The sequence below is a fragment of the Variovorax sp. PAMC 28711 genome (genome assembly GCF_001577265.1).
GTDB lineage: Bacteria > Pseudomonadota > Gammaproteobacteria > Burkholderiales > Burkholderiaceae_C > Variovorax.
Map to the genome: position 1 here is coordinate 2,080,770 of NZ_CP014517.1, position 24,561 is coordinate 2,105,330.

Annotated in this window: 21 protein-coding genes; 13 read left to right on the forward strand and 8 right to left on the reverse strand. The window is 67.3% G+C overall.

Annotation, left to right across the window (positions count from 1 at the left end; translation table 11 throughout):
- Nucleotides 1–5: 5 nt before the first annotated feature.
- Nucleotides 6–887, reverse strand: coding sequence for a LysR family transcriptional regulator (locus AX767_RS10295; RefSeq protein WP_237288609.1), 882 nt, complete (start codon nucleotides 885–887; stop codon nucleotides 6–8).
- 112 nt (nucleotides 888–999) lie between these two features.
- Between AX767_RS10295 and AX767_RS10300 the strand changes: the two genes are divergently transcribed.
- Entirely contained in the window at nucleotides 1,000–1,740 is a 741-nt protein-coding gene (locus tag AX767_RS10300; protein ID WP_068631021.1) for an SDR family NAD(P)-dependent oxidoreductase, read from the forward strand.
- Nucleotides 1,741–1,999: 259 nt separating this feature from the next.
- Complete coding sequence (locus AX767_RS10305) at nucleotides 2,000–3,103, forward strand: alkene reductase (protein ID WP_068631023.1); 1,104 nt, start codon at nucleotides 2,000–2,002, stop codon at nucleotides 3,101–3,103.
- 17 nt (nucleotides 3,104–3,120) lie between these two features.
- Here AX767_RS10305 and AX767_RS10310 read toward each other — a convergent pair whose 3' ends face one another.
- Nucleotides 3,121–4,479, reverse strand: a complete 1,359-nt coding sequence (locus AX767_RS10310) for a sensor histidine kinase (RefSeq protein ID WP_068631025.1) — start codon at nucleotides 4,477–4,479, stop codon at nucleotides 3,121–3,123.
- Nucleotides 4,476–5,165, reverse strand: coding sequence for a response regulator transcription factor (locus AX767_RS10315; protein ID WP_068631027.1), 690 nt, complete (start codon nucleotides 5,163–5,165; stop codon nucleotides 4,476–4,478). Before AX767_RS10315 ends, AX767_RS10310 begins: the two co-directional genes overlap by 4 nt.
- A gap of 132 nt (nucleotides 5,166–5,297) precedes the next feature.
- Here AX767_RS10315 and AX767_RS10320 point away from each other — a divergent pair, with 132 nt between their 5' ends.
- The 4 genes from AX767_RS10320 to AX767_RS10335 are packed head-to-tail and all read left to right on the forward strand — an operon-like array spanning nucleotide 5,298 to nucleotide 8,820.
- Entirely contained in the window at nucleotides 5,298–6,137 is an 840-nt protein-coding gene (locus AX767_RS10320) for an alpha/beta hydrolase (protein ID WP_068631029.1), read from the forward strand.
- 25 nt (nucleotides 6,138–6,162) lie between these two features.
- Nucleotides 6,163–6,453, forward strand: a complete 291-nt coding sequence (locus tag AX767_RS10325) for a phosphopantetheine-binding protein (RefSeq protein WP_068633568.1) — start codon at nucleotides 6,163–6,165, stop codon at nucleotides 6,451–6,453.
- Entirely contained in the window at nucleotides 6,450–7,682 is a 1,233-nt protein-coding gene (locus AX767_RS10330; RefSeq protein ID WP_068631031.1) for a beta-ketoacyl-[acyl-carrier-protein] synthase family protein, read from the forward strand. The genes AX767_RS10325 and AX767_RS10330 overlap by 4 nt, the downstream gene beginning before the upstream one ends.
- 7 nt (nucleotides 7,683–7,689) lie before the next feature.
- Nucleotides 7,690–8,820: a sterol desaturase family protein gene (locus tag AX767_RS10335; RefSeq protein ID WP_068631033.1), complete on the forward strand. Its 1,131-nt coding sequence runs from the start codon at nucleotides 7,690–7,692 to the stop codon at nucleotides 8,818–8,820.
- 10 nt (nucleotides 8,821–8,830) lie between these two features.
- Here the strand turns inward: AX767_RS10335 and AX767_RS10340 are convergent, their stop codons facing one another.
- The 3 genes from AX767_RS10340 to AX767_RS10350 all read right to left on the reverse strand — a co-directional run bounded on the left by AX767_RS10340 (nucleotide 8,831) and on the right by AX767_RS10350 (nucleotide 13,554).
- Nucleotides 8,831–9,871, reverse strand: coding sequence for an aldo/keto reductase (locus AX767_RS10340; RefSeq protein ID WP_068631035.1), 1,041 nt, complete (start codon nucleotides 9,869–9,871; stop codon nucleotides 8,831–8,833).
- 73 nt (nucleotides 9,872–9,944) lie between these two features.
- Complete coding sequence (locus tag AX767_RS10345; protein ID WP_068631036.1) at nucleotides 9,945–11,279, reverse strand: HipA domain-containing protein; 1,335 nt, start codon at nucleotides 11,277–11,279, stop codon at nucleotides 9,945–9,947.
- A gap of 67 nt (nucleotides 11,280–11,346) precedes the next feature.
- A complete protein-coding gene (locus tag AX767_RS10350) occupies nucleotides 11,347–13,554 on the reverse strand; it encodes a heavy metal translocating P-type ATPase (protein WP_068631038.1) in 2,208 nt (735 codons plus the stop codon).
- A gap of 124 nt (nucleotides 13,555–13,678) precedes the next feature.
- On the opposite strand from AX767_RS10350, the gene AX767_RS10355 reads away from it, so the two are divergent.
- The 4 genes from AX767_RS10355 (at nucleotide 13,679) to creC (ending at nucleotide 17,002) form a co-directional block, all read left to right on the forward strand.
- Nucleotides 13,679–13,879, forward strand: coding sequence for a heavy-metal-associated domain-containing protein (locus AX767_RS10355; RefSeq protein ID WP_068631040.1), 201 nt, complete (start codon nucleotides 13,679–13,681; stop codon nucleotides 13,877–13,879).
- Nucleotides 13,880–13,947: 68 nt separating this feature from the next.
- The gene (locus AX767_RS10360) at nucleotides 13,948–14,304 is read left to right on the forward strand and encodes a MerR family DNA-binding protein (RefSeq protein WP_237288639.1); all 357 of its coding nucleotides are present in this window, start codon (nucleotides 13,948–13,950) and stop codon (nucleotides 14,302–14,304) included.
- Between the two features lie 473 nt (nucleotides 14,305–14,777).
- Nucleotides 14,778–15,542 carry a two-component system response regulator CreB gene (gene creB / locus AX767_RS10365; RefSeq protein ID WP_068631044.1) on the forward strand — a complete coding sequence of 255 codons (765 nt, stop codon included), beginning with the start codon at nucleotides 14,778–14,780 and terminating at the stop codon, nucleotides 15,540–15,542.
- A complete protein-coding gene (creC, locus tag AX767_RS10370) occupies nucleotides 15,539–17,002 on the forward strand; it encodes a two-component system sensor histidine kinase CreC (RefSeq protein ID WP_068631047.1) in 1,464 nt (487 codons plus the stop codon). Before creB ends, creC begins: the two co-directional genes overlap by 4 nt.
- Here creC and AX767_RS10375 read toward each other — a convergent pair.
- Together AX767_RS10375 and creD are read right to left on the reverse strand one after the other, a co-directional pair.
- Nucleotides 16,999–19,341 carry a penicillin-binding protein 1A gene (locus tag AX767_RS10375; protein ID WP_068631049.1) on the reverse strand — a complete coding sequence of 781 codons (2,343 nt, stop codon included), beginning with the start codon at nucleotides 19,339–19,341 and terminating at the stop codon, nucleotides 16,999–17,001. The genes creC and AX767_RS10375 overlap by 4 nt on opposite strands.
- 14 nt (nucleotides 19,342–19,355) lie before the next feature.
- A complete protein-coding gene (gene creD / locus AX767_RS10380; RefSeq protein WP_068631051.1) occupies nucleotides 19,356–20,849 on the reverse strand; it encodes a cell envelope integrity protein CreD in 1,494 nt (497 codons plus the stop codon).
- 188 nt (nucleotides 20,850–21,037) lie between these two features.
- Here creD and AX767_RS10385 point away from each other — a divergent pair, with 188 nt between their 5' ends.
- The 3 genes from AX767_RS10385 to AX767_RS10395 are packed head-to-tail and all read left to right on the forward strand — an operon-like array spanning nucleotide 21,038 to nucleotide 24,555.
- Nucleotides 21,038–23,125: a VIT and vWA domain-containing protein gene (locus tag AX767_RS10385; RefSeq protein ID WP_068631054.1), complete on the forward strand. Its 2,088-nt coding sequence runs from the start codon at nucleotides 21,038–21,040 to the stop codon at nucleotides 23,123–23,125.
- A 10-nt stretch (nucleotides 23,126–23,135) separates the two neighbouring features.
- Complete coding sequence (gene xrtQ, locus AX767_RS10390; RefSeq protein ID WP_068631056.1) at nucleotides 23,136–24,005, forward strand: exosortase Q; 870 nt, start codon at nucleotides 23,136–23,138, stop codon at nucleotides 24,003–24,005.
- Nucleotides 23,986–24,555, forward strand: a complete 570-nt coding sequence (locus tag AX767_RS10395; RefSeq protein WP_068631058.1) for a hypothetical protein — start codon at nucleotides 23,986–23,988, stop codon at nucleotides 24,553–24,555. Before xrtQ ends, AX767_RS10395 begins: the two co-directional genes overlap by 20 nt.
- The last annotated feature ends 6 nt before the right edge of the window (nucleotides 24,556–24,561 follow it).

The following is a 24,561-nucleotide window of genomic DNA, read 5'->3' on the forward strand; positions in this document are numbered from 1 at the left end:
CCGCTTCATCGCTGCAAACGCGCCTGCATGAAGTCGATGAACACCCGCAACTTGCGCGGCACGTGCGCCCGGCTGGGGTGATACAGGCAGAAGCCCGGGAACGTCGGCCACCACGGTTTGAGCAGCGGCATCAGCCGGCCTGCGGCGATGTCGTCTTCGACCTGCACCCCGAACGCGCAGGCGATGCCGGCACCGGCGCGCACGGCCGCGAGCAGCGTGTCGCCGTCGTTCGAGATCAGCGGGCCCTGCACTTCGATCTCCACATCGCGGCCATTGTGCGAATACTCCCAGCGGTAGATGCCGCCGCCCAGGCGCGCATTGAGGCAGCGATGGCCGGCCAGGTCGTGCGGCGTGCGCGGCACCGTGCGCCCTGCGAGGTAACGCGGCGACGCCACGGTCGCGATGCGATGCCGGCCGCCCAGCGGCACCGCCACCACGTCCTGGGCCAGGTTTTCGCCGAGCCGGATGCCGGCATCGAAACCGCCCGCCACGATGTCGAGCAGCGCGTTGTCGCAATGCAGGTCCAACGTGATGTCGGGGAACGCGTCGAGGAAGGCCGTTAGGTGCGGCATCACCACGATGTCAGCCGCGGTGCGCGAAAGGTTGATCCGCAGCACGCCCGACGGCTGGTCGCGCGATTCGTTCAGCCCTTCGATCGCGAGCGCGAGCGAGGCCAGACTCGGCTGGGTTTGCGCCAAAAAGCGCTGTCCCATTTCCGTCACGCCGACGCGTCGGGTCGAGCGGTCGAGCAGCCGCACGCCGAGGCTGCGCTCGAGCTTGCGAAGCGTTTGCGACAGCGCGGATGGCGACACGCCGAGCTCGGCCGCGGCACGCGTGAAGCTCGCATGGTGCGCGACGCGTGCAAAAGCGGCGATGGGAGCGAGCAAGTCCGACGACATCGTTTCATTATGAAGCCTCGCTTCACGCCGCATCCCGCGAGCCTCGCTTTATCTGCCAGTGTTTTTTGCCTAACGTCGGGTCTTTTCCAAGGAACACTTCATGCGCAAACTCACAGGCAAAGTCGCCATCGTCACCGGGTCATCCAAGGGCATCGGTGCCGGCATCGCAGAAAGACTGGCGGCCGATGGCGCCGCGGTCGTCGTCAACTATTCGCGCAGCGCGCAAGACGCAGACGTCGTCGTGCGCCGGATCGCGGCGGCCGGCGGGCAAGCCACCGCCGTCAAGGCGGACCTTTCCGATCCCGCGCAGATCCAGCCGCTGATCGACGCGGCCGTCGCGCACTTCGGGCAGCTCGACATCCTCGTGAACAACGCCGGCATCTACCAGCCCGACTCGCTGGATTCACTGACGGCCGAGAGCTTCGACGCGCACTTCGCGCTCAACGTGCGCGGCCTTCTCCTGGCCACGCAGGCGGCAGCGCGCGTGCTGCCCGCCGGTGGCGTCATCGTCAACATCAGTTCGGGCCTCGCGAAGAGCCCCTACCCGGTGGTGCACGTGTACTCGTCGACCAAGGGCGCGGTCGACACGCTGACCCGTTCACTGGGCATGGAACTCGGTCCGCGCCGCATCCGCGTGGTCGGCATCGCGCCAGGCTTCGTGAAGACCGAGGGCAACGCCGAGTCCGCAAAGGACATGACCGACTTCCTGGTCGGCAAGACGCCGCTGGGTCGGGTCGGCATGCCGATGGACATCGCTGCGGCGGTGGCTTTCGCCGTGTCGGACGACGCCGGATGGATCACGGGCACGACGATCGACGTCTCGGGCGGCATGGTGTTCTAGGGCACGGAGGGTCGCGCAAGACGCGCAAGGACCGGCACTGCAAGCACCGCGCGACTGGCGCGCTCGGGCCGGCTGGTCGCAGAAGGTCGACGGTTTCGCGAACCACCTCGCAAAGAACTTGAAGATCCGGCAAGCCGCACAACCTGCGGTGCACGTCCAACCCCGTCTACACGAAACCCGACAACCCCGCCGCAGCAGGCCCGGCCCTGCCCGCTTACGCTGCGCCGTCCCCTTTTTTCCAACGTCACCCCTCCCCAGAATGCCTACCCTCTTCGACCCCGTCACCGCCGGTGACCTTCAACTGGCCAACCGCATCGTCATGGCGCCGCTCACGCGCAACCGCTCGCCGAACGCCATCCCGCCCGCCATCGCCGTCGACTACTACACCCAGCGCGCCACCGCCGGCCTGCTGATCACCGAAGCCACGGCCATCAGCCAGCAGGGCCAGGGCTACTCCGACGTGCCGGGCCTCTACGGCACCGAGCAGCTCGATTCATGGAAGAAGGTGACCGAGTCGGTGCACGCCGCGGGCGGCAAGATCGTGGTGCAGCTCTGGCATGTGGGCCGCGTGTCGCACGTCGACCTGCAGCCCGAAGGCGGCAAGCCGGTGGCGCCCTCGGCCATCACGGCCAAGACCAAGACGGTGCTCATCAAAGATGGCGTGCCGGGCTTCGTCGACACGTCGGAGCCCCGCGCGCTCGATGCCGAAGAAATTCCCGGCATCGTTCACGCCTTCGCGACCGCCGCACGCAACGCGGTGGAAACCGCGGGCTTCGACGGTGTCGAGATCCATGGTGCCAACGGCTACCTGCTCGACCAGTTCCTGAAGACCGGCAGCAACGTGCGCACCGACGACTACGGCGGCAGCATCGAGAACCGCGCGCGCTTCACGCTCGAAGTGACGCGTGCGGTGGTCGATGCCGTCGGCGGCGGCAAGACCGGCATTCGCCTGTCGCCCGTGACCCCGGCCAACGGCATCGAGGACGCCGATCCGCAGGCGCTTTTCACCTATGTCGTGAAGCACCTGGCCACGCTCAACCTGGCCTACATCCACATCATCGAAGGCGCCACCGGCGGCCCGCGCGAAATCGCCGATCGTCCGTTCGACTACGAAGCGCTGAAGGCGGCCTACCGCCAGGCCGGCGGCAAAGCGGCATGGATGGTGAACAACGGTTACGACAAGCCACTGGCCGAGACCGCCGTGAAGGAAGGCGACGACCTCGTCGCCTTCGGCCGTCCGTACATCGCCAACCCCGACCTCGTGCGCCGCCTGCGCGAGAACGCACCGCTGAACGAACTCGACAAAGCGACGATGTACGGTGGCGGCGCCAAGGGGTATACGGACTATCCGGCGCTGGCCTGAACGGCCGACTCGGCGGATCAGCCGCCGAAGCGCAGACTCACGCGCAGACCGCCGGAGACGGCGTCGTTCTCGACGGTGAGCGCTGCGCCGAGCAGCTTCGCGTAGCGCGACACGATGCTCAGGCCGAGACCTGAGCCCTGCCCGAGCTGCTGCCCGGCCGCGCCCTGCGACCAGCGCTGCACCAGGTCGCGCTGCGCTTCGGGCGCGATGCCGGGGCCGTCGTCGACCACGCTCAGCGTCTTGCCCGCGAGCTCGATGGTGAGCGTGCGACCGCCATAGCGCAGCGCGTTGTCGATCAGGTTGTCGAGGATGCCTTCGACCAGCGCGACGTTGGCCTGCACCGTCACCGGCTCGTCGAGTCCGCGCGCGCCGAGGTCGACGCCGCGCGCATCGGCGCGGGCCAGGTGCCGCATCACGGTGTGTTCGACCAATTGGTCGAGCCGCACCGCCTCGCGCTTCAAGCCCGTGTTGGCCTCGTCGGCGAGTGCAAGGCCGAGCAGCTGGTCGATCAGGCGGCTCGCGCGCGACTGGCTGGCCGCGATGCGCTCGAGCTGTTCGCGCCAGACCGCCGGCGTCTGCTGCGCCAGACCGTATTCGGCGAGCGCCCGGATGCCGGCCAGCGGCGTGCGCAATTCGTGCGCCACGTTGCCTGCGAATTCCCGCTGCGCGCTGACGCTGTGGTCGAGCCGTTCGAACAACGCATTGACCGCATCGCCCAACCGTTCCACTTCACGCGAGGTGTGCACCACCGGCACCGGCGTGAGGTCGCGCGCATCGCGCCGGTCGAGTGCGAGTTGCAGTTCGCCGAGCGGACGCAGGTCCTTGCCGACGCGATACCAAACCCATGCCGCGAGCAGTGCCAGCAGCAACAACTGCGGCGTGAGCGCGTAGGCCAGCAGCCGGTCGATCAGGGTGGCGCGGGCATGCGTGGTTTGCGCGATGACCACCTTGAACGCATTCGGCGCTTCGTTCTGGAGCACCACCGCGCGCAGGGATTGGTCCTGGAAAACGATGTCGGAAAAGCGCGCCTGCGCACCGCCTTCCGGTGCCGGCGCGCGCAGCGCGGGATTGCCCGCGAGCACCGACCCGTCGGGTCGCAGCACCGCGAAGTAGACCGACTCGACCTGGTCGAACAGCACGGTCGTCACCTCGCGCGGCGACAGCAGCAGTTCGATGCCCGTGTCGCTCACCTGAACGTTGGCCGACACCGAATGCGCGTCGTCGAGCATCGCGTGATCGAAGGCCTGTTCAGTGAGGTAGTTGGCGATGCCGATCGCGATGACCGTGCCGATGAGCCAGGTGAGCGCCAGCGGCAGCAGCACGCCCTTGAGGACGCGTTGCGTGAGCGACGGCGCCAGCACGCCGTCCACGCTCACTGCTCTGCTTCCAGCAGGTAGCCGATGCCGCGCAGCGTGCGGATGCTGGCGCCGGTGTCGACCAGTTTCTTGCGCAGCCTCGAGATGAACGCCTCGAGTGCGTTGTCGCCGAGGGCTTCGTCGAAGGACGAGAGTTTGTCGGACAGCGCACGCTTGCTCACCGCATGGCCGGGCGGGCTCATGAGCTCCCACAGCACTTCGAATTCGCGGGCCGGCAGCTCGAGCGGGATGCTGCCGACGGAGAAGCGCCGCGCCTTGCGATCGAGCTTCAGATGACCGAGCGTGACCAGGTCTTCAGTGCCTTTGGCGCGCCGCACGAGCGCGCGCAGGCGGGCTTCGACTTCGGCGAGTTCGAAGGGCTTGCCGAGGTAGTCGTCGGCACCTGCGTCGAGCCCGGCCACGCGTTCGTCGGTTCGGTCGCGCGCGGTGAGCACCAGCACCGGCGTGCGGTCGCCGCGCGAGCGCGCATGGCGCAATGCGGTGAGCCCGCTGCCGGTGGCACTGCCCTGCGCGGCCGTGACGGGCAGGTTCAGATCGAGCAGCACCGCATCGAACGGCTGCACGCGCCAAAGGTGATCGGCGTCGTCGACGTTGGTGGCGACATCGACGCGATGACCGGCATCCATCAGGCTGCGGAGCATCACTTCGCGCAGCACGGCATCGTCTTCAACCAGGAGGATTCGCATCGTCGTTCTCGCAAGAAATGGGTGTCGATCGGGTACGTCTTTATACGCAGTTATACGCATCCGGAGGGTCAGCAAGAGGTCAGCACGTCGCGCCGATCATCGCCGCATGCGCAACCAACTCTTCCCCTCGGCATGAGTGCTCGCCCCGCTTTCGTGGACGCTCTCGCCAACGATCGTGCCGGCGCCGGCACGGCTGTCGTGCTGATGCATGGTCTGTGCAGCACGCCCGACGAACTGTTGTCGGTGCAAGGCACATTGCATCGCCTTGGCTACACGGTGCACCCGATGTCGATCGATGGTTACTCTTTCGACAGCAACGCCGATCACCAGGAAGCGGCGCCGTACGAGCAGTGGATCGACTCGATCGAAACGCGGGTCAATGCGCTGCGCACCACGCATCGCCACGTCCTGCTGGTGGGCATCTCGGCCGGGGCATCGCTCGCGCTCGGCGCAGCGATCCGCTGCGCCGAGCGCGTCGATGCATTGCTGCTGATGTCGACCACGCTGCAGTTCGACGGCTGGGCGATTCCGCGCAGCCAGTGGCTGCTGCCGCTCGTGCTCTACACCCCGCTTGGCCGCTTCTGGAAGTACCGGGAGCGCGCACCGTTCGGCGTGAAGAACGAGCGCGTGCGGGCCTGGATCGAGCGCGAGTTGCGCACCCGTCGCATCTCCAGCGCCGGCAGCTCCGTCATCGGCATTGGCCACCTGCGCGAACACGACCGGCTGATGCGTCATGTGCGTCGCAACCTCGGCAAGGTGGTGTGCAGTCGCGTGCTTGCTCTTCATGCACGCGAGGACGAAGTTGCCAGCGTCTCCAATCTCGACGTGCTGGCGCGCGGCCTGCGCTGCGCCTCGTTTCGCAGCGTCGTGCTCGGCAACAGCTATCACATGATCACCATCGACAACGACCGCCAGCAGGTGGTTCGCGAGACGGTCGAATTCGCCGACGCGCTGGCGCGCAGCACCGATTGATTGATTGATGAAGAAGGAAACCCGCATGTCCAACCCCACGTTCAACACCCTCTCCGGCATCCTGCAAAAAGACTTCCACGTGGCGCCCGAGGTCATCGCGCCCCCCGTCGCACTGGCCGAGCTCGGACTCGACTCGCTCGCGCTGATGGAGTTCGTGTTCGCCGTCGAAGACGCGTTCCACCTGCGCATCCCCGAAGACAAGCTCGACCCGCGCGAAGCCGGCATCACGCTGCAGCGCCTGTGCGAAGTGATCGACGCGTTGCCTGCCCACTCGCCGCCGATGCAGACACAGCCACCGGCACTCGCCCACGCATGAGCCCCCAGGCCTCGCCACGCATCGGCGTCACCGGCATCGGGCTGGTGACGCCGATGGGCCACACGCTCAGCGCCTTCGACGATGCGCTCTTCGCGGGTCGCTCTGCCGTGACGGCGCAGACGCTGGAGATCGCCGGACTCGATGCGATGCTGCTGGCGGTTGCGGCCTGTGATTTCGACGACTCCGAAAAAAGCATGTCGCGCCTGCCGCTGGACCGCGGTACGGCCATGGCGATCGCCGCGGCACGCAGCGCCTGGAAACACGCCGGCCTCGACGAGACGCCGCCCGATGGCGAGCGGCTCGGCGTGTACTGGGGCAGCGGCATGGGCGGCGCGGCGAGCTTCGACGCCACCTCGCAAGCGCTTTATCGCGACCAGCGCCGCATCCGCCCGACGGCGGTGCTCACCACGATGCCGAACGCCGCCGTCGCCGAGATCGGCCTGCTGTTCGGCGCGCGCGGTGCGGCGCTCAGCTATGCGTGTGCCTGTGCGTCTTCCGCCGTGGCGATCGGGGAAGCGATGCGTGCGATCCGCGGCGGCTGGCTCGACATCGCGATCGTCGGCGGACACGACGCGATGCTCACGCCCGCCACGATGGCGGCCTGGCATTCGATGCGTGTGACGGCACCGCCGCCCGCCGACGCCCCAGCCAGCGCATGCCGCCCGTTCTCGGTCGATCGCGCAGGCTTCGCGCTGGGCGAGGGCGCGGCTGCGTTGATCATCGAATCCGAAACGCATGCACTGGCACGCGGTGCCCGCGCGTCGCAGTTTCTCTCCGGCTACGCGACCAACTGCGACAGCGTGCACATGACCAATCCCGATCCCGGTGGTCAGGTGCGCGCGATGCGCGCCGCGCTGAAGGACGCCGGGCTCACGCCGGATCAGATCGGCTACATCAACGCGCACGGCACCGCGACCGGTGCCGGCGACGCGGCGGAAGCCACCTCGGTGTTGGACCTCTTCGGCACCGGCACGCCGATCAGCAGCACCAAGGCGATCCACGGCCATCTGCTGGGCGGCGGGGGCGTGGTCGAGCTCATCGCGATCTTGCGCGCGCTGGACCACGAGAAGCTGCCACCCACCGCCCACCTGGAGACGCCCGATCCGGCCTTCTCGCTCGACTTCGTGCGCGGCGCGGCGCGGTCGGCACGGGGCCTGCGCCACGCGATGTCGAACTCCTTCGCGTTCGGCGGCACGAACGCGGTGTTGATCGCCAGCCAGTCGGCCTGAACGCGCAGTGCACCGGCTCGTCGTTTTCGCGGTGCCGGTGTTCGCGCTGCTGATGGCCTGCGAATTCGGCTGGGGCTGGGTAAAGGGGCACAACACCTGGCGCCTCAACGACAGCATCGGCAGTCTGAGCCAGGGGCTGCTGAGCCAGGCCGTGGCGGTGTGCACCCAGGTGTTCCAGATCGGCCTGTACGCGATGGTGTTTCCGCTCGCGGCGCGCTGGCCGCACACCGCGTTCTGGGACAGCGCCACGGGCTGGGTCACGGCCGTGGTGCTGTTCGATTTCTGCGACTACTGGTTGCACCGCACAGGCCATGAATCGGCCGTGTTCTGGGCCGCGCACTCGGTGCATCACCAAAGCCAGGACTTCAACCTCTCGACCGCGTTGCGCCAGGAGAGCACCGTCGCGCTGCTCGGCTGGCCCTTCTATCTGCCGATGGCCGTGATCGGCGTGCCACCCGATCTGTTCGGCATCGCCGGCCTCATCGTGCTGGTCTACCAGTTCTGGATCCACACCGAGCACATCGGCAAGCTGGGCTGGTTCGACCGCGTCTTCTCGTCGCCCTCGAATCACCGCGTGCACCACGCCGTCAACGACGAATACCTCGACCGCAACTACGGCGGCATGCTGGTGATCTGGGACCGCCTCTTCAGCACCTTCGCCGAAGAGCGCGCGCCGTGCGTCTACGGCACGCGCCAACCGCTCGACAGCTGGGATCCGCTGCGCGCCGTGTTCAGCCCCTACGTGCCACTGCTGCGCGACGCCTGGCACACACGACGCTGGCGCGACAAGCTCGGCGTGTGGTTCAAAGCGCCGGGCTGGCGGCCGGCCGACGTGGCCGTGCGCTTCCCGGAACCAACCTTCGCCCTCGACGCCGTGCAGCGCTACGACCCGCCGCTGTCGCGCGCGCAGCAATGGAGCGCGGCGCTCCAGTTCGTGCTGTGGACCGCGGCGACCCTGGCGTACCTGTGGCAGGCCGATGCGCTGTCCGTCGGTGTCGATGTCGCGCTGCTGGGCTGCGCCGCGGCCGGGTTGTGGCTCACCGGCGCGGTACTCGGATCGACGATGCGGCTGCGCTGGAGCTGGGCGCTGCAGGCGCTGCTGCTGGCACTCGCCGCGGGCCTCCTCGCCCGCGGCTGAGGCCGGCCGTTCAGGCCGTGCCGCTCAATTGCTTGCGGCGGTGCTCGCCCTGCCGCTCGAACATCCAGCCCGGGTACTCGGCCGGCAGCCGGCTCGCGGCATCGATCTGCGCAAGCTCGTCCGCCGACAACGTCACCTTCGTCGCGCCAATGTTGTCGGCAAGTTGGTCGGGCCGCTTCGCGCCGACGATCACGCTCGTCACCTGCGGCTGGTGCAACAGCCAGGCCAATGCGATCTGCGCGACCGACACGCCCTTGGCGTCGGCGATCGGGCGCATCGCATCGACGCAGTCCCAGGCGCGCTCCTTGTCGACCGGCGGAAAGTCGAAGCTCGCGCGCCGGCTGCCGGCCTCGCCCTGCTGCGCGCGGCCGTACTTGCCGCTCAGCAAACCGCCCGCCAGCGGACTCCACACCATCAGGCCGACGCCTTCGCTCTGGAGCATCGGCACCAGCTCGCGCTCCAGATCGCGGCCAGCCACGGTGTAGTACGCCTGCAGCGACTCGAAACGCGCGAGGCCGAGCCGCTCCGACATGCCGAGCGCCTTCACGATCTGCCAGGCCGCCCAGTTCGACACGCCGACGTAGCGCACGTGGCCGTGGCGCACCAGCTGGTCGAGCGCGCGCAGCGTTTCCTCGATCGGCGTGGCCGGATCGAAGCCGTGGACCTGGTAGAGATCGATGTGGTCCAGCTGCAGCCGTTTCAGGCTCGCCTTCACGCCATCGAGGATGTGGCTTCGGGTCAAACCGCGTGCGTTGGGGCCGCTGCCGGTTTCGCCGAACACCTTGGTTGCGACCACCACCTGGTCGCGCGGCACCTGGAGGTTCTTCAGGGCCTGCCCGGTGATCTCTTCGGAGAGTCCGCCCGAGTACACGTCGGCCGTGTCGATGAAGTTGATGCCGGCATCCAGCGCCTGGCCGACGAGACGATCGGCGTCGGCCTGCTGCAGGTCGCCGATCTGCGACCAGATGCCGCCGCCCCCGCCGAAGGTCATGGTGCCGAGACAGAGTTCGGAGACGAAAAGGCCGGTGCGGCCGAGAGCGTGATAGCGCATGGTGGGGTTCCTTGGAGAGTCGGCCAGCATAGGACAGAACGCCACACGACGCAGGTCGCTGCCTTGCGAACCGCTATGGCTTCGACAGCATTTCTGCCTGCGCCGATGCTGTCTGGCGCAGGGCCTCGCTGACCTTCGGATGCAGCGCGAGCTGCGACCAGAACGCCATCGCCATGTCACGCGCCAGCCGTGCGACGTCGCTGGCTCCCGCCTCGGCGTCGGGGAGGGCCAATGGCGTGTAGCCCATCTCGTCGCGAAACTCGCCGGGTTTGAAACCCATGGGCAACATGTCGTACGCAGGTGCCAGAACAAAACGGGGCGATGCCAGCGCCATCGGATCTTCCAGAAAGAAGCTCAGATTGCCGGTGTGCATGTCGTTGTTGCCGATCAGGCGTCCGAACGCGCGCAACACCCTGACCGTGCGGGCATCTTCGCCCGACAACTTTCCCTGCGCCGCGAGCGCGTCTCCGCTGGCCGCCCAATGGCGCGGCGCGCCGCCGATGAAGGCCCTGTGCACGGCAGACAGCGGCACCACATGGCGTTTTCCATTCAGCCCGATGCGGTCGAAGCGCACCGACTCCAGGTAAGTGCGCTGCGGACTCTCGACGACGCGCGTGGCAGCAGTCGCAATGCCATGGGCTTGCAACAAGCCGAGTGCCAACGCCTCGGCATGCAGCAGGTCGTGCCAGCGCTCACCGAAGGGCGTGCCGCGCGGTGGGGAGAACTTGACGATCAAGCGCTGGTAACCCTGCGGGGTTTCCAGATGGACCAGGAATTTCGGCTGTTCTCCACCCGCCGAAGAGCCGGCCGGCAACGTGCTCGCCACATCGCGCGCGAGCCGGTCGTAGTGGTCCGCGCGGGCCGATACATCGAGCGGCGCTTCGGGGAGCAATTCTCCGCGAAGCTCTCCGAGGGTGAAGGCACCGGGCCCATCGTGCTCGAACGCGAGCAGGACGTAGAGCTGTTGCTCCAGCGTCCAGTGGTCCGGGTTGCCGTCGGCGAATCCCATCGTGCTGCCGCGCAACCGGCCCAGAAAACCCTGCGACCGCAGCGGGTCCAGAAACCACGGCAACTCACGCAGGGTGCCGATGTCGACGTTGGCGCCCTTCAGATGCAGTCGCTCCCCTTCCAGAAAGAGCAGTTCACCCCACTGGGTGGCCAAGCCGACTGCATCGGTCACGAACACGGGCTGGCGCGCTGCGTGACCCATGATGTCCCGCAGCAACGCATAGCGCGTGGCGCGCGCGCGACCGACCGCCTGGACCTCCGGTGCCAGCGCGGCCAGGGCACGGGAAACGGTCGACTGCGTTTTGCCCGTGGCACGCTGCAATTCCACGCTGCTCAGCAGTCCGCGGGTGCCCAACAAGGCGCGCACGGCCGAAGCGACTTGCTTATTCGGGATATTCATGCATAGATTTTATTTTAATAGATTCAATAAAATCAATGAGTTAATTCACTTACTTTTGAATAGCTGACTAGATTTTCCTGGCCCATGTGCGCAACAGCAACGCATTCGCCATCACGCTCACGCTCGATGCCGCCATCGCGGCACCGGCCACCACAGGGCTCAGCAACCCGAAGGCCGCGAGCGGGATGCCGGCGACGTTGTAGGCGAAGGCCCAGAACAGGTTCTGGCGGATCTTGGCGACGGTGCGCGCGGAAAGGTCGAAGGCATCGGCGACCAGCGCCAGGTCGCCGCGCATCAGCGTGATGCCGGCGGCTTCCATCGCGACGTCGGTGCCGTTGGCCATCGCGATGCCGACGTCGGCCGCGGCCAGCGCGGGCGCATCGTTGGTGCCGTCGCCCACCATCGCGACGACATGCCCGCCGGCCTTGAGCGCCGCGACCTGCGCCGCCTTGTCGGCGGGCAGCACGTCGGCGCGCACGTCTTCTTCGGGAATGCCGACGCGCCGCGCCATCGCTTCGGCCGCGCGCCGGTTGTCGCCCGAGATCATCACGACGCGCAAGCCGCGCGCGCACAGCGCCGCCACGGCCTCGGCAGCGCCCGGCTTGGGTTCGTCGCTGAACGCGAGCAGCGCTTGTGCCCCGGCGATGCCCGCGGCGTCGAAACGCAGCAGCGCGGACACGGTGTCGCCCTGCGTTTGCAAGCGTTCGAGTTCAGCCGTCGGCAACGCGACGCCGAGCTCTTCGCACCAGCGCGGGCTGGCGATCGCCCACGGCTGTCCATCGACCTGTCCGCGCACCCCGCGACCGGGCAGGGACTGCAAATCGGGCGCCGACTGCAGCAAGAGACCGCGCGCCATCGCTGCCGTCACCACGGCCCGCGCCAGTGGGTGCTCGCTGCCGCTTTGCAAACTGGCCGCCGCGCCCAGCAACATCGCGTCGTCCTGCGCCTGCAGCGGGATCAGCGCGCGCAGCCCCGGGCGGCCCGCGGTCAGGGTGCCGGTCTTGTCGAACGCGACGGTGTCGACGCGGTGCGCCAGCTCCAGCGCGCTCGCGTCGCGGATCAGAATGCCGTTCTTGGCCGCCACGCCGGTGCCGGCCATCACCGCCACGGGCGTCGCCAGCCCCAGTGCGCATGGGCAAGCGATCACCAGCACGGCCACCGCATGCACCAGCGCGGTTTCGACGCCGACGCCGGCGAGCAGCCAGCCGACCAGCGTCGCCAACGCGATGACCAGCACGACCGGCACGAACACCGCGGCGACGCGATCGACCAGTCGCTGGATCGGCGCTTTCGCGGCCTGCGCGTCTTCGACCAGCCGGATGATTCGCGCGAGCACGCTTTCGGCGCCCGTCGCACGCACCTCGACCACGAGCCGGCCTGCACCGTTGACCGCACCGCCCGTTAACAGCGCGCCCGGTCCCTTGGCCACCGGCAGCGGCTCGCCGGTGAGCATCGACTCGTCGACTTCCGACTCGCCTTCGAGCACGCGCGCATCGGCCGGCACCCGATCCCCGGGCCGCACGGCGAGACGATCGCCTTTCATCAGCTCGCGCACCGGCACGTCGCTTTCCGCTCCGCGCGGCCCAACCAGGTGCGCCAACTCGGGTCGCAGCTGTTGCAAGGCCCGGATCGCCGACGTCGCCTGGCGCTTGGCGCGCGCTTCCAGCCACTTGCCAAGCAGCACGAGCGTGATGACGACGGCCGAGGCCTCGAAGTACAAATGCGGCGCCATGCCGTCGGCGTGGTCGCCTGCCACCGACCGCCACCACAACCAGAGCGACAGGCCGAACGCGGCACTGGTGCCGAGCGCGACCAGCAGGTCCATGTTGCCGGCACGTGCCTTCATCGCATGCCAACCCGCGCGGTAGAAGCGCGCGCCGAGGAAAAACTGCACCGGCGTTGCCAGCACGAACTGCAGCCACGGCGGCAGCATGAAGTCGATGCCGAAGGGGGCCAACAACATCGGCGCCAGCAGCGGCAGCGACAGCGCGATGCCGATCGCCACCGGCGCAAAGCCCTGCCAGGCGGACGCGCTCGCTGCCGCGTCCGCTTCGGCCGCTTCACGGGGCTCGTAACCGGCGACCCGCACCGCGCGCCGCAGCAACGCATCGACGTCGTCACCCGGCCCCGCCGTGACGCGCGCCGATTCGGTCGCCAGGTTCACGCTGGCCGCCTGCACGCCGGGCACGGCGCGCAGCGCGCGCTCGACACGCCCCACGCATGAGGCGCAGGTCATGCCGCCGACGGAAATATCCAGGGTCTGAAAAGCATCCATGACCGAAGGCTAAAGCTTCACACGATGGCAAGGTCAAGCCTTCAAGCCAATGACCGCGTGCTGGACATTGACATCGTGAGAAGGTTCAGACTGGCGTTTTCACCTTCATCACCAGGAGATTCGAATGACCCAGACATTCAACGTGACCGGCATGAGCTGCGCCCATTGCGTCAACGCCGTGCAGAACGCAGTGCAGACGGTGGACCCGGAGGCGCAGGTCACGGTCGACCTTGCCACCGGCCACGTCGACGTGCTGAGCCCGCAACCGCGTGCCGACCTGGTCGCCGCGATCGAGAACGCCGGCTATGGGGTGCAACCGGCGTGACGGCAGCGACGACCGGGGCCACCGTCGCGATCGGCCGGGCCGCGCAGCAATCGGGCGTGTCGGCGCGCATGGTGCGGCACTACGAAGGCCTCGGCCTGCTGCCCGGCGTGGCGCGCACTGAAAGCGGTTACCGCCAGTACAGCGAAGCCGACGTGCACAGCCTGCGATTCATCAAACGGGCGCGCGATCTGGGCTTCTCGATGGAAGAGATCGGCGAACTCGTCGGCCTTTGGCACAACCGGCGGCGCGCCAGCGCGAGCGTCAAGCGCATCGCGCAAAAACACCTGGTCGAACTGGAACAACGCATCGGCGCGATGCAGACCCTGCACGGCACGCTGTCGCACCTGGTGCACTGCTGCCACGGCGATGCGCGACCGGAATGCCCAATTCTGGAAGACCTGGCCCACGGAATGCAGCCGCGCTGAACCCGCTGCGGGTTCTCCCCACGATCTCTGGGTAACTTTGTGGATAACTCAAGTGCTTTCTTGTAAGGCTTGCACAAGCCGTTGATTTCAAAAGGAAATCAACACATCGCTTAAAAATTGTGCAGTGCACATTTCTGTCGGGAAACGCCCTTTCGCAGAATTGCGGAGCCCTGTCAAAGGACAACTCTGGGGAGCGTTCCGGCATAAGCGGTCGGTTATCCACAGGGCGGTGCCTTCCCCGTTTGTTATCCCTTTTGGCGGTACAGCACGGAAGCGGGGGTGCACACAGCCGGCGGAGCAGGCCAAGTCGTTGTCAGCATTCAGGAAAAGCAGCCTGTCCACAGACAGGCGCGTCCCTTATCTACTACTACTAACTTAAATAGAAGAAATAAGAGATAAGAACAAGGCCGGAGGCGATTTCGAAAGATTGCGCAAACCGTTGCGGCACGGATGCCACGGCTACGATGCAACCCATGTCGCCCAAGCCCCGAATCCTGATCGCCGAAGACGAATCGGGCATCGCCGACACCCTTCGGTACGTTTTGAAGACCGACGGCTTCGATCCGGTCTGGTGCGCGACGGCGGCCGAGGCCATCGCGTCGTTCAGCGCCTCGCCACCGGCTCTGGCGATCCTGGACGTAGGGTTACCCGACCTGAACGGCTTCGAGCTCTTCAAGAGGCTCCAGGCCATCTCGCAGAGCACCGGGGCGCCAGAGGTGCCCATGGTCTTCCTGACCGCCCGCAGCGACGAGATCGACCGGGTCGTCGGGCTGGAGCTCGGTGCGGACGACTACATTGCCAAGCCGTTCTCGCCGCGCGAGCTGGTGGCGCGCGTGCGAACCATCCTTCGGCGCAGTGCGCGGCAAGGCAATGCAGGGCCATCGGCACCGCCAGCAGTGCTGGCAACGGCTGAGCCCGCAGAGTTGCCCTCGACGCCCTTTGCGCTCGACGCCGAGCGCATGCAGATCCGTTACTACGGTCGCCTGCTCGACCTGTCGCGCTACGAGTACGGCCTGCTGCGCCTGCTGGTGCAACGGCCCGGACGCGTCTTCACCCGGGACGAGTTGCTGGAGCACGTGTGGGACGACGCGAGCGACAGCTTCGACCGTACCGTCGATGCGCACGTCAAGACGTTGCGCGCCAAGCTCAAGGCGATTGCGCCCGACATCGAGCCGATCCGCACGCTGCGCGGTACCGGCTACGCGCTGAACGAAGACCTGCCCACCACCTCGTCGTGAGCCGCCGCACCCGCATCTTCATCGGCATCCTGCTGATCTACACGGCGGGCATTGCCTTCCTGCTGTACCGCGTGGTGCTCGACATCGATCCGCGCTACCGCGAATCGGCCGAGGAGTCGCTGGTGGAAACGACCCAGCTCATGGCCAGCCTGGTCGAGCAGGACGTGATCGCCGGAGCGATCAACACGGCACGGCTCGAGCCGTTGTTCCGCTCGCTCTACGCGCGCGAGTTCTCGGCGCAGATCTACAACCTGCACAAGAACCGCGTCGAGCTGCGCGCCTACGTCACCGACCGCAGCGGCCGCGTGCTGTTCGATTCGCTCGGTCGCGCGACCGGTGCCGACTATTCGCAGTGGACCGATGTGAGCCGCTCGCTCGCCGGCCTGTACGGCGCCCGCACCTCGCGCGACGTGGAGAACGACGCGCGCACTTCGGTGATGTTCGTCGGTGCGCCGATTCGCTGGAACAACGAGATCGTCGGCATGGTCGGCGTCGGCAAGCCGGTTCAGAGCTTCGGGCAGTTCATCGAAGACGCACGTGCGCGCACGCTGGCCGTCGGCGTCGGTTCGGCGCTGGCGCTGCTGGTGCTCGCCATCATCGTGTCGGTCTGGCTGGTGCGTCCGTTCGGGCTCGTTGCCGACTACTTCGCATGGGTGCGGGCGCAGCGCACGCTGAGCCTGCGCGCCATGGCGCGGCGCGCGGTCGATGCGGTGCGCAGCGGCATCGGGGAAATGCGCGACACGCTCACCGGTCGCAACTACGTCGCAGACTACGTGCAGACCTTCACGCACGAAGTGAAGAGCCCGCTGTCGGCGATTCGCGGTGCGGCCGAACTGTTGCAGGAACCGTCGATGCCGCATGAAGAGCGCGAACGTTTCCTCGCGAACATCACGCGCGAGACGCAGCGCATCCAGGAAATCGTCGATCGCATGATGGAACTCACCGCGCTCGAAACGCGCCGTGTGCTCGACCGCATCGAGATCGTGCCGCTCGGTTCCTTGCTCGACGACATCGCCACCAGCGCGCATGCGGCAGCGTTGGCGCGCGGCATCCGCTTGCGGCTGGACATCCAGAACGATGCGGCGACCGAAGGCGACGCGTTCCTGCTTCGGCGTGCCGTCAGCAACCTGCTCGACAACGCGATCGATTTCTCACCGGCCGACAGCGAGGTGCTGTTGACGCTGGCGGCCACCCACAAGCATGTGCGCGTGGCGGTGCGAGACCACGGCCAGGGCATTCCCGACTACGCGCAGGACAAGGTGTTCCAGAAGTTCTATTCGCTTGCGCGTCCGCACAGCCAGAAAAAGAGCACGGGGCTCGGGCTCGCGTTCGTCAAGGAAATCGCGGCGCTGCACCGCGGGCGCATCGACATCGCGAACGCGAAAGGCGGCGGTGCGGTCGCCACCTTGACCCTGCCGGTCAGTCACCTGCCGCGCCACTCCGACCGCCTCGGGCTCTAGCGAAACCACTCGAGGATGCGGTTGCGCTCCTCGGCCTGCGGCATCGGGCTGACCGGGGCGGCGGCCAGCGTTTCGGCGGCGGGCGTCGGCAGGTTGTCGAGGCCCAGGCTCGCCACGCCGCGGCCGGGTCCGTAGTCGTCGAAGTAGGTTTCGCCGTCGACGTGCACCAGTCCTGAGGGCTCGCTCACTTCTGCGACCGGCACGCCCTTCAGCGCGGTCTGCATGTAGCCGCTCCAGATCGGCAGGCTCAGGCTGCCGCCGGTTTCGCCGCGCACGCCGAGCTGGCGCGGCGTGTCGTAGCCGACCCACGCGATGCCGACCATCGAAGGCTGGAAGCCGGCGAACCAGGTGTCGACCGAATCGTTGGTCGTCCCTGTCTTGCCGTACAGGTCGTCGCGCTTGAGCGCTTGCCAGGCCTTGGTCGCGGTGCCGCCTCTCACCACGCTTTGCAGGAGGCTGGCCATCAGAAAGGCATTGCGTTCGGGAATCGCACGATGGGTTTCGTCGCGCACCGGCGGCGTGGCTTCGCTCAGTACCTTGCCATCGCGATCGGTGACGCGCGTGACGAGATAGGGGTCGACCTTGTAGCCGCCGTTCGCGAACACCGCGTAGGCCGTGGCCATCTGCATCGGTGTGACCGAGCCCGCGCCGAGCGCCATCGGCAGGTAGGCCGGGTGCTTGTCGCGATCGAAGCCGAAGCGCGTGATCCAGTCCTGCGCATAGCCGGTGCCGATGGATTCGAGCAGGCGGATCGTCACCATGTTCTTCGACTGCTGCAGCGCCCGCCGCAGCGACATCGGGCCGTCGAACGTGCCGTCGTAGTTCTTCGGCTCCCAGGGCTGGCTGCCGGTGGCGGCCGCGTCGTAGAACAACGGGGCATCGTTCACCACCGTGCCGGGCGTGAAGCCTTTTTCGAGTGCGGCCGAGTAGATGAAGGGCTTGAAGCTGGAGCCCGGCTGCCGCCATGCCTGCGTCGTGCGGTTCAGTTGGCTCTTGCCGAAATCGAAGCCACCGACCATCGCCTTCACGGCGCCGCTTTGCGGATCGAGCGCCACGAAGGCACCTTCGACTTCGGGCAGTTGCGTGAGGTCCCAGGTGATGCCGTTCGCGCCCTTCATCACGCGGATCACCGCGCCACGCCGCAGCCGGATGTTCGGCGCGGCACGGTCGGACAAGGCCTGGCGTGCCAATCGCAAGCCGTCGCCAGCGATGTGCACGGTGTCGCCGTTCGCGCGCACGGCCTCGATGCCTTTGCCATCGGCTTCGAGCACGACGGCCGCCACGATGTCGTCGTTGTCCGGATGATCGGCCAGCGCGTCGTCGACGGCGTCGTCGAGGGCGGCTGGCGCGTTCGGCAAGTCGACGAACGCCTCGGGCCCGCGGTAGGGCTGACGGCGTTCGTAATCCATGATGCCCTTGCGTAGCGATCGGTAGGCGGCCTGCTGGTCGGCCGCGACCAGCGTGGTTTGCACCGTGAGTCCGCGTGTGTAGATGCTGTCGCCGTACTGCGCATGCATGAGCTTGCGCACCGTCTCGGCCACGTATTCGGCGTGCGGACTGTTCGGATCGTTCGCCGCGCGCAGATGCAGCGATTCCTTCTTCGCTTCTGCCACCTGCTCGGCCGTGGCGAAGCCGTTCTCCTGCATGCGAAAGAGCACGTGCAGCTGCCGGCTGCGCGCACGCACCGGATTGACGATCGGGTTGTTGGTCACGGGCGCCTTTGGCAGGCCCGCGAGCATGGCCGCTTCGGCGAGCGTGAGGTCCTGCAACGACTTGCCGAAGTACGCTTCTGCCGCTGAAGCGAAACCGTAGGCGCGCTGGCCGAGGTAGATCTGGTTCAGGTAGATCTCGAAGATCTGGTCCTTGCTCAACTGGTGCTCCAGCTTGAAGGCGAGGATCGCTTCGTAGACCTTGCGGCTCAGCGTGCGCTCGGCGCTCAGGTACACATTGCGCGCGACCTGCTGCGTGAGGGTGGACGCACCCTGGCGCATGCCGTGCCGCAGATTCGACACCACGGCGCGCAACAGGCCGAGCGAGTCGATGCCGCCGTGCGAATAGAAGCGGGCGTCTTCCACCGCGAGCACCGCGTCCTTCAAGACCTTCGGGATCGCCTCGATCGGCATGAGCTTGCGACGCTCTTCGCCGAACTCGCCGATCAGCGTGCCCTCCGCGGAATAGATGCGCAGCGGGAGCTTGGGCCGGTAATCAGACAACGCCGAGACGTCCGGCACCTTCGGGTAGATCACCGCCAGCGCGATGCCCCCGACCAGCGCGAGTGCGGCCGCGCCCGACACGGCGCCGATCGCGCCCCACTTCAACACCTTGCGAATCGGGGTCATGCCTGTTCCTGAAATCATGGCGAAAGCACCATCGGGGACGCCGCTGCCGATGCCGTCGGCACGGCGGGTGCGGACAGCGCATACCAGTCGACCTTGCGCGTGGCCACCATCAACGCCGCCAACATGCCGAACACCAGCAGCGCACCGAGCAGCAGCGCATTGCTTTCCGACGCGAGCAGACCGTAGAGTGCGCCGTACAGCAACGCCACGTAAGCTGCGAAAGAAGCGCCGCGCCGCCAGCCCTGCAGGGCTGCGCTGAAGTACACAGCGAGCAGCAACACACTCGCGCTGGCGGCGACGGCATAGGCCTGCCAAAACAGCAGTTTCTCGGACAGCGCCACGAGCAATAGGAAAAACAGCGCGATCGACAGGCCCACGAGCCCGTACTGCACCGGATGGAGCCGCAGCTTTCGGAAAAGTTCGAACATGAAGCCCGCCATCAGCACCAGGCCGCCGAAGAGCGCGCCGTACTTCACCGCACGGGTCGACATCGCATACACGTTGAGCGGCTCGGCCAGCGCGACATTGAAAGTGTCGAGCTGGGTGCGGTCGCCGGCGCGACGTGCCACCGGGCGTGCCGCGTCGATCGCGTCGGCCGTGGCTTCGGTCGAGCCCTCATCGACGACACCGGCGGCCATGGCCGATCGCACTTGCTCGCGTGCCGAACTCACGAGCGCGCTGACGCGCCAGCGTGCATCGAAGCCTTCAGTCGTCACGCTGCGTTCCGACGCCAGGAAGCGGCCGCCGAAACTCGGGTGCGCCCAGGGCGACGTGATGTGTGCCGTGGTCTCCTCAGCGGCGGGCACCATCGAGAGCGTCTGTTGGCCCACGAGGCCGAGCTTGAGCTTGAACGGCAATGCCTCGCCCTTCTGCCAGGCGACGAGCGCGCTGCCCGAGAGCGGTGCGTGAATGCCTTGCGCCGGCGCGGCGATGCCGGCGATGTCGGGCACGCCTTGCGCAAAGCGCAGTGATTGCTCGCCCAACGTGAACGTCGGTGAGCCATCGAGGCCGCGCAGGTCGGTGACCGAGAGCAGCATGAACGGCGTCTTGCCGCCAAGCTCGACGGTCGAGTTCTTCTGCAGGTGCGGCAGTGTCTTCGTGTCGAAGGCCGAGAAGCCACCTTCCAGTGTGGCATCGAGCGTGTAGAACGGAATCTTGAAGATACCGCGATAGCGTTCCTGCGGCGTCATGCTGCCGTCGATCGCCAGCTTGTCGGGGAACACGATATGTGCCCGTTCGGCACTGCGTGCGACGCGGCCGGTGACACGGCCCTTGTCGTTGCGCTCGTCTTCGGTCCAGCGCTCGGTGTAGGGCACCACGAGCAGCGGGCCGACCAGCGTTTGTGAGCCGGCATAGGTCTGGGCGAGCTCCTGTGCAGCCTCGTTGCGGCTGTTGCCGCGCTCGCGGATCAGCGAGCCGATTTCGGACAGCGGGATGCACAGCAGCAAGGTCAACAGCACCAGCGCGGCGACCTTGACCAGCACTGAATTGCGCAGGGTCTGGAACATGTTTTCTCTCTTCCTGGATGTCGATGCAGCCGATGCTCGCCGCCGCATCCGAAGCCCGTATGAAGTGGCGCCACGGTGCACTTCACACAGACTTCACACAGCCTCTTCTCGCCTTCCTCGTGGCTTCTCGCGCGGCTTCGACAGTCGCTTTTGTGCACCGTCGCACGAACCGAAGGAGAACACCCGTCATGCCAGCCGCCGCCGAAGCCGCCTTCCCCTCCACCCGCCCGGGCCGCTGGCTCTGGCTCGCCACCATGAGCCTGGCCACGCTGGGCTTCGTCGCCCTCGGCGTGCGGCCGTTGCACGCGCAGGAAGCGCCAGGCCCGCGTCTGAAAACAGAGAGCCCGTACTTTTTCGTGAAGAGCGACGATCCGTCGACCGACCGGCTGCCGCTCAAGGGCACCGAGGTCAAGGTCCACATCTCCGGCGTGATCGCCGACGTCACGGTGACGCAGCGCTACCGCAATGAAGGCAGCCGTGCCATCGAGGCGAAGTACGTGTTCCCGGGCTCGACCAAGGCGGCCGTGAACGGCCTCAACGTGCGGCTGGCCGATCGCCTCATCACCGCGCAGATCCGCGAGAAGAAGCAGGCGCAGATCGAGTACGACACCGCCAAGAAGGAAGGCAAGACCGCGGCGCTGCTCGAACAGCATCTGCCCAACGTGTTCCAGATGAACGTCGCCAACATCCTGCCGGGCGACGACATCCAGGTCGAGCTGCGCTACACCGAGTTGCTGGTGCCGCAAGCCGGCAACTACCAGTTCGTGTTTCCGACGGTGGTCGGCCCGCGCTACAACAGCCCGCAGTCGTCGCAGGCGAATGCGGGCTGGGTCGCGCAGCCGGTGCTGCGCGCCGACGTGGCACCCAACACCACCTTCGCCATGAAGGTCGCGATCGACACGCCGCTCGGCATCAAGGAAGTGCGCTCGCGCACGCATGGCATCGACGTGACGACAGGCGATGAAGACAGGCACGCCGACGTGGCGCTCGCCCGGCGCGGCGAGCCGGCCGACAACCGCGACTTCGTGCTCGACTACCGCCTGGCCGGCGAGAAGATCGAATCGGGGTTGATGCTCTACAAGGGCCAGGGTGACAACGCGGAGAACTTCTTTCTCGCGATGATCGAGCCGCCCAAGTCGGTCGCTGCCAACGTCGTCACTCCGCGCGACTACATCTTCGTGGTCGACATCTCGGGCTCGATGCACGGCTTTCCGCTCGACACCGCCAAGGTGGTGCTGAAGGAACTCATCGGTGGCCTGCGCCCGAGCGACACCTTCAACGTGCTGCTGTTCTCGGGCAGCAACAAGATGCTGTCGCCGCATTCGGTGCCGGCGACGCGCGCCAACATCGACCAGGCGTTGTCGACGATCCAGAATTTTCAGGGCAGCGGCAGCACCGAACTGATTCCTGCCTTGAAGCGCGTCTACGCCGAGCCGAAGCCGGCTGACGTGTCGCGCACCGTGGTGGTCGTGACCGACGGCTATGTCACGGTCGAGCGCGAAGCCTTCGAGCTGGTGCGCAAAAACCTCTCGCAAGCCAACGTGTTCTCGTTCGGCATCGGTTCGTCGGTGAACCGCAGCCTGATGGAAGGCATCGCACGGGCCGGTATGGGCGAGCCGTTCGTCATCACCGACCCGGTCCAGGCGACCGAACAGGCCGCACGCTTTCGCCGAATGATCGAATCGCCGGTGCTCACCAGCGTGAAGGCGAAGTTCGAAGGCCTCGACGTCTATGACGTCGAACCCGCTGCGCTGCCCGACGTGCTCGGCGAACGCCCGGTCATCGTGTTCGGCAAATGGCGTGGCGAGCCCAAAGGGCGCATCGTCATCGAAGGCCGGAGCGCCGACGGCCCGTATCGCCAGGAACTGAAGGTCGATGCGTCGCTGCGCCAGGACACCGCCGCGCTGCGCAGCCTGTGGGCGCGCCACCGCATCGCGTCGCTGAGCGACCAGGAGACGCTCGAGGGCGGCGATGCGTTCAAGCAGCGCATCACCGATCTCGGCCTGCAGTACAGCCTGCTCACGCAGTACACGAGCTTCATCGCGGTCGACCAGGTGGTGCGCAACCTGGCACCCGCCGACAGCACGACGGTGAACCAGCCAGTGCCGCTGCCCAAGGGCGTGAGCGAACTCGCGGTCGGCGGTGCCACGCTGGGCGCCGAAGTGCCCAGCACGCCGGAGCCGGAGGTGCTCGGCGCGATGGCGGTCGTGTTGTCGATGCTGGCCATGCTGCGCCGGCGTGCACGTCGCAACGATGTCCGTCGTTTCACCGCCTGAGGAGGGGGTCATGTCGCTCGCTGAAATGGCCCTGCACCGTCCCCGCGTGGTGGACTGGAGCATTCGCATCGACCGCCTGCCGGCGGCCGGCTGGCTCGCGCTGCAGTTCGCGGCCCTCACGCCCACCTGGGTGTGGATGGTGCAGCGCATGCGCGACGGCTCGGACGACCCGCTCGGTGCGCTGGCGCTGGCCGCGCTGGTGGCACTGGTCTGGCAAGTGCGCTCGCAGTTGCGCGCGGCACCGCGGCTCGGCTGGCTGGCGCTCGCCACCGGCGGCACGCTGCTCGCCGCGCTCTGCCGCACCGGCCTCGGCCCGGTGCCGGCGCTGCCGCCACTGGCCGCCGGGCTCGTCGCGGTGCTCGCGCTGGCGTGCGGCTTGCTGGCGTTCCTGCCGCGCCGCATCGCCGCGTTGCCGGTCGTCGGCCTCGCGGTGCTGGCGTTGCCGTTGTTGTCGTCGCTGCAGTTCTACGCGGGCTACCCGCTGCGCGTGGTCACCGCCGAGGCCAGTCGCTGGCTGCTCGCGCCGGCGTTCACCGTGCTGCGTGAAGGCACCACCTTGCTGGTCGATGGGCGGCTGGTCATCGTCGATGCGCCGTGCTCGGGCGTGCAGATGGTGTGGCTCGGCTACTTCACGGCCTGCGTCGTCGCGCTGTGGGCGCAACGCACGGACCGCGCGTTCCTGTCCAGGTTGCCAATCGTGGGCCTGCTGGTGCTCGGCGGCAACATCCTGCGCAACGCCGTGCTCGTGGCGTTCGAGGGCGCCGGCGATCCGCTCGTGCCGTGGGCGCACAGTGCTTTCGGCCTCGTGGTGCTCGCCGGCGTGTGCGGCGGCATCGCCCTGACATTCATCGGAGGCCGCCGTGTCGATACCGCTCTTTGATCGCTGGTTCGCCAATCGCTTCGTCAACCGCGCGTTGCACAAGGCGGTCTTCGGCGGCGCGATGCTGATGTGCCTGGCCCTGGCGACCGTGAGCGCATGGCGGCCCGCCGCCGCCCCGGGCGCCGTGGCGGCGTTCCACGAATGGCCGAAGGAATGGGATGGGGCGCCGTTGCGGCCGTTGGCGCTGAGCGCGGTCGAACACCGTTTCGCGCAGCAGTTTCCCGGTGCGATCGCCCGCATGACCGACGGCCAGCAGATGCTCGTGCTGCGCCAGGTCGTCGCACCGACGCGCATGCTTCACCCGGCGGCCGACTGCTACCGCGCGCTCGGCTACCGCATTCTTCAAGCGCGGTTGGAGCGAGATGCCCAGGCGCGGCTCTGGCGGTGTTTCGAGGCGCAACGCGGCCGCGGGCAAACCCTGCGTGTGTGCGAGCGCATCGTGGGTGCCGACGGGCTCGCTTTCACCGACACTTCAGCCTGGTACTGGGCGGCTGCGAGCGGACAATCGAAAGGCCCGTGGCAAGCCGTCACCACCGCGACCCCGCTTTGAAGAATC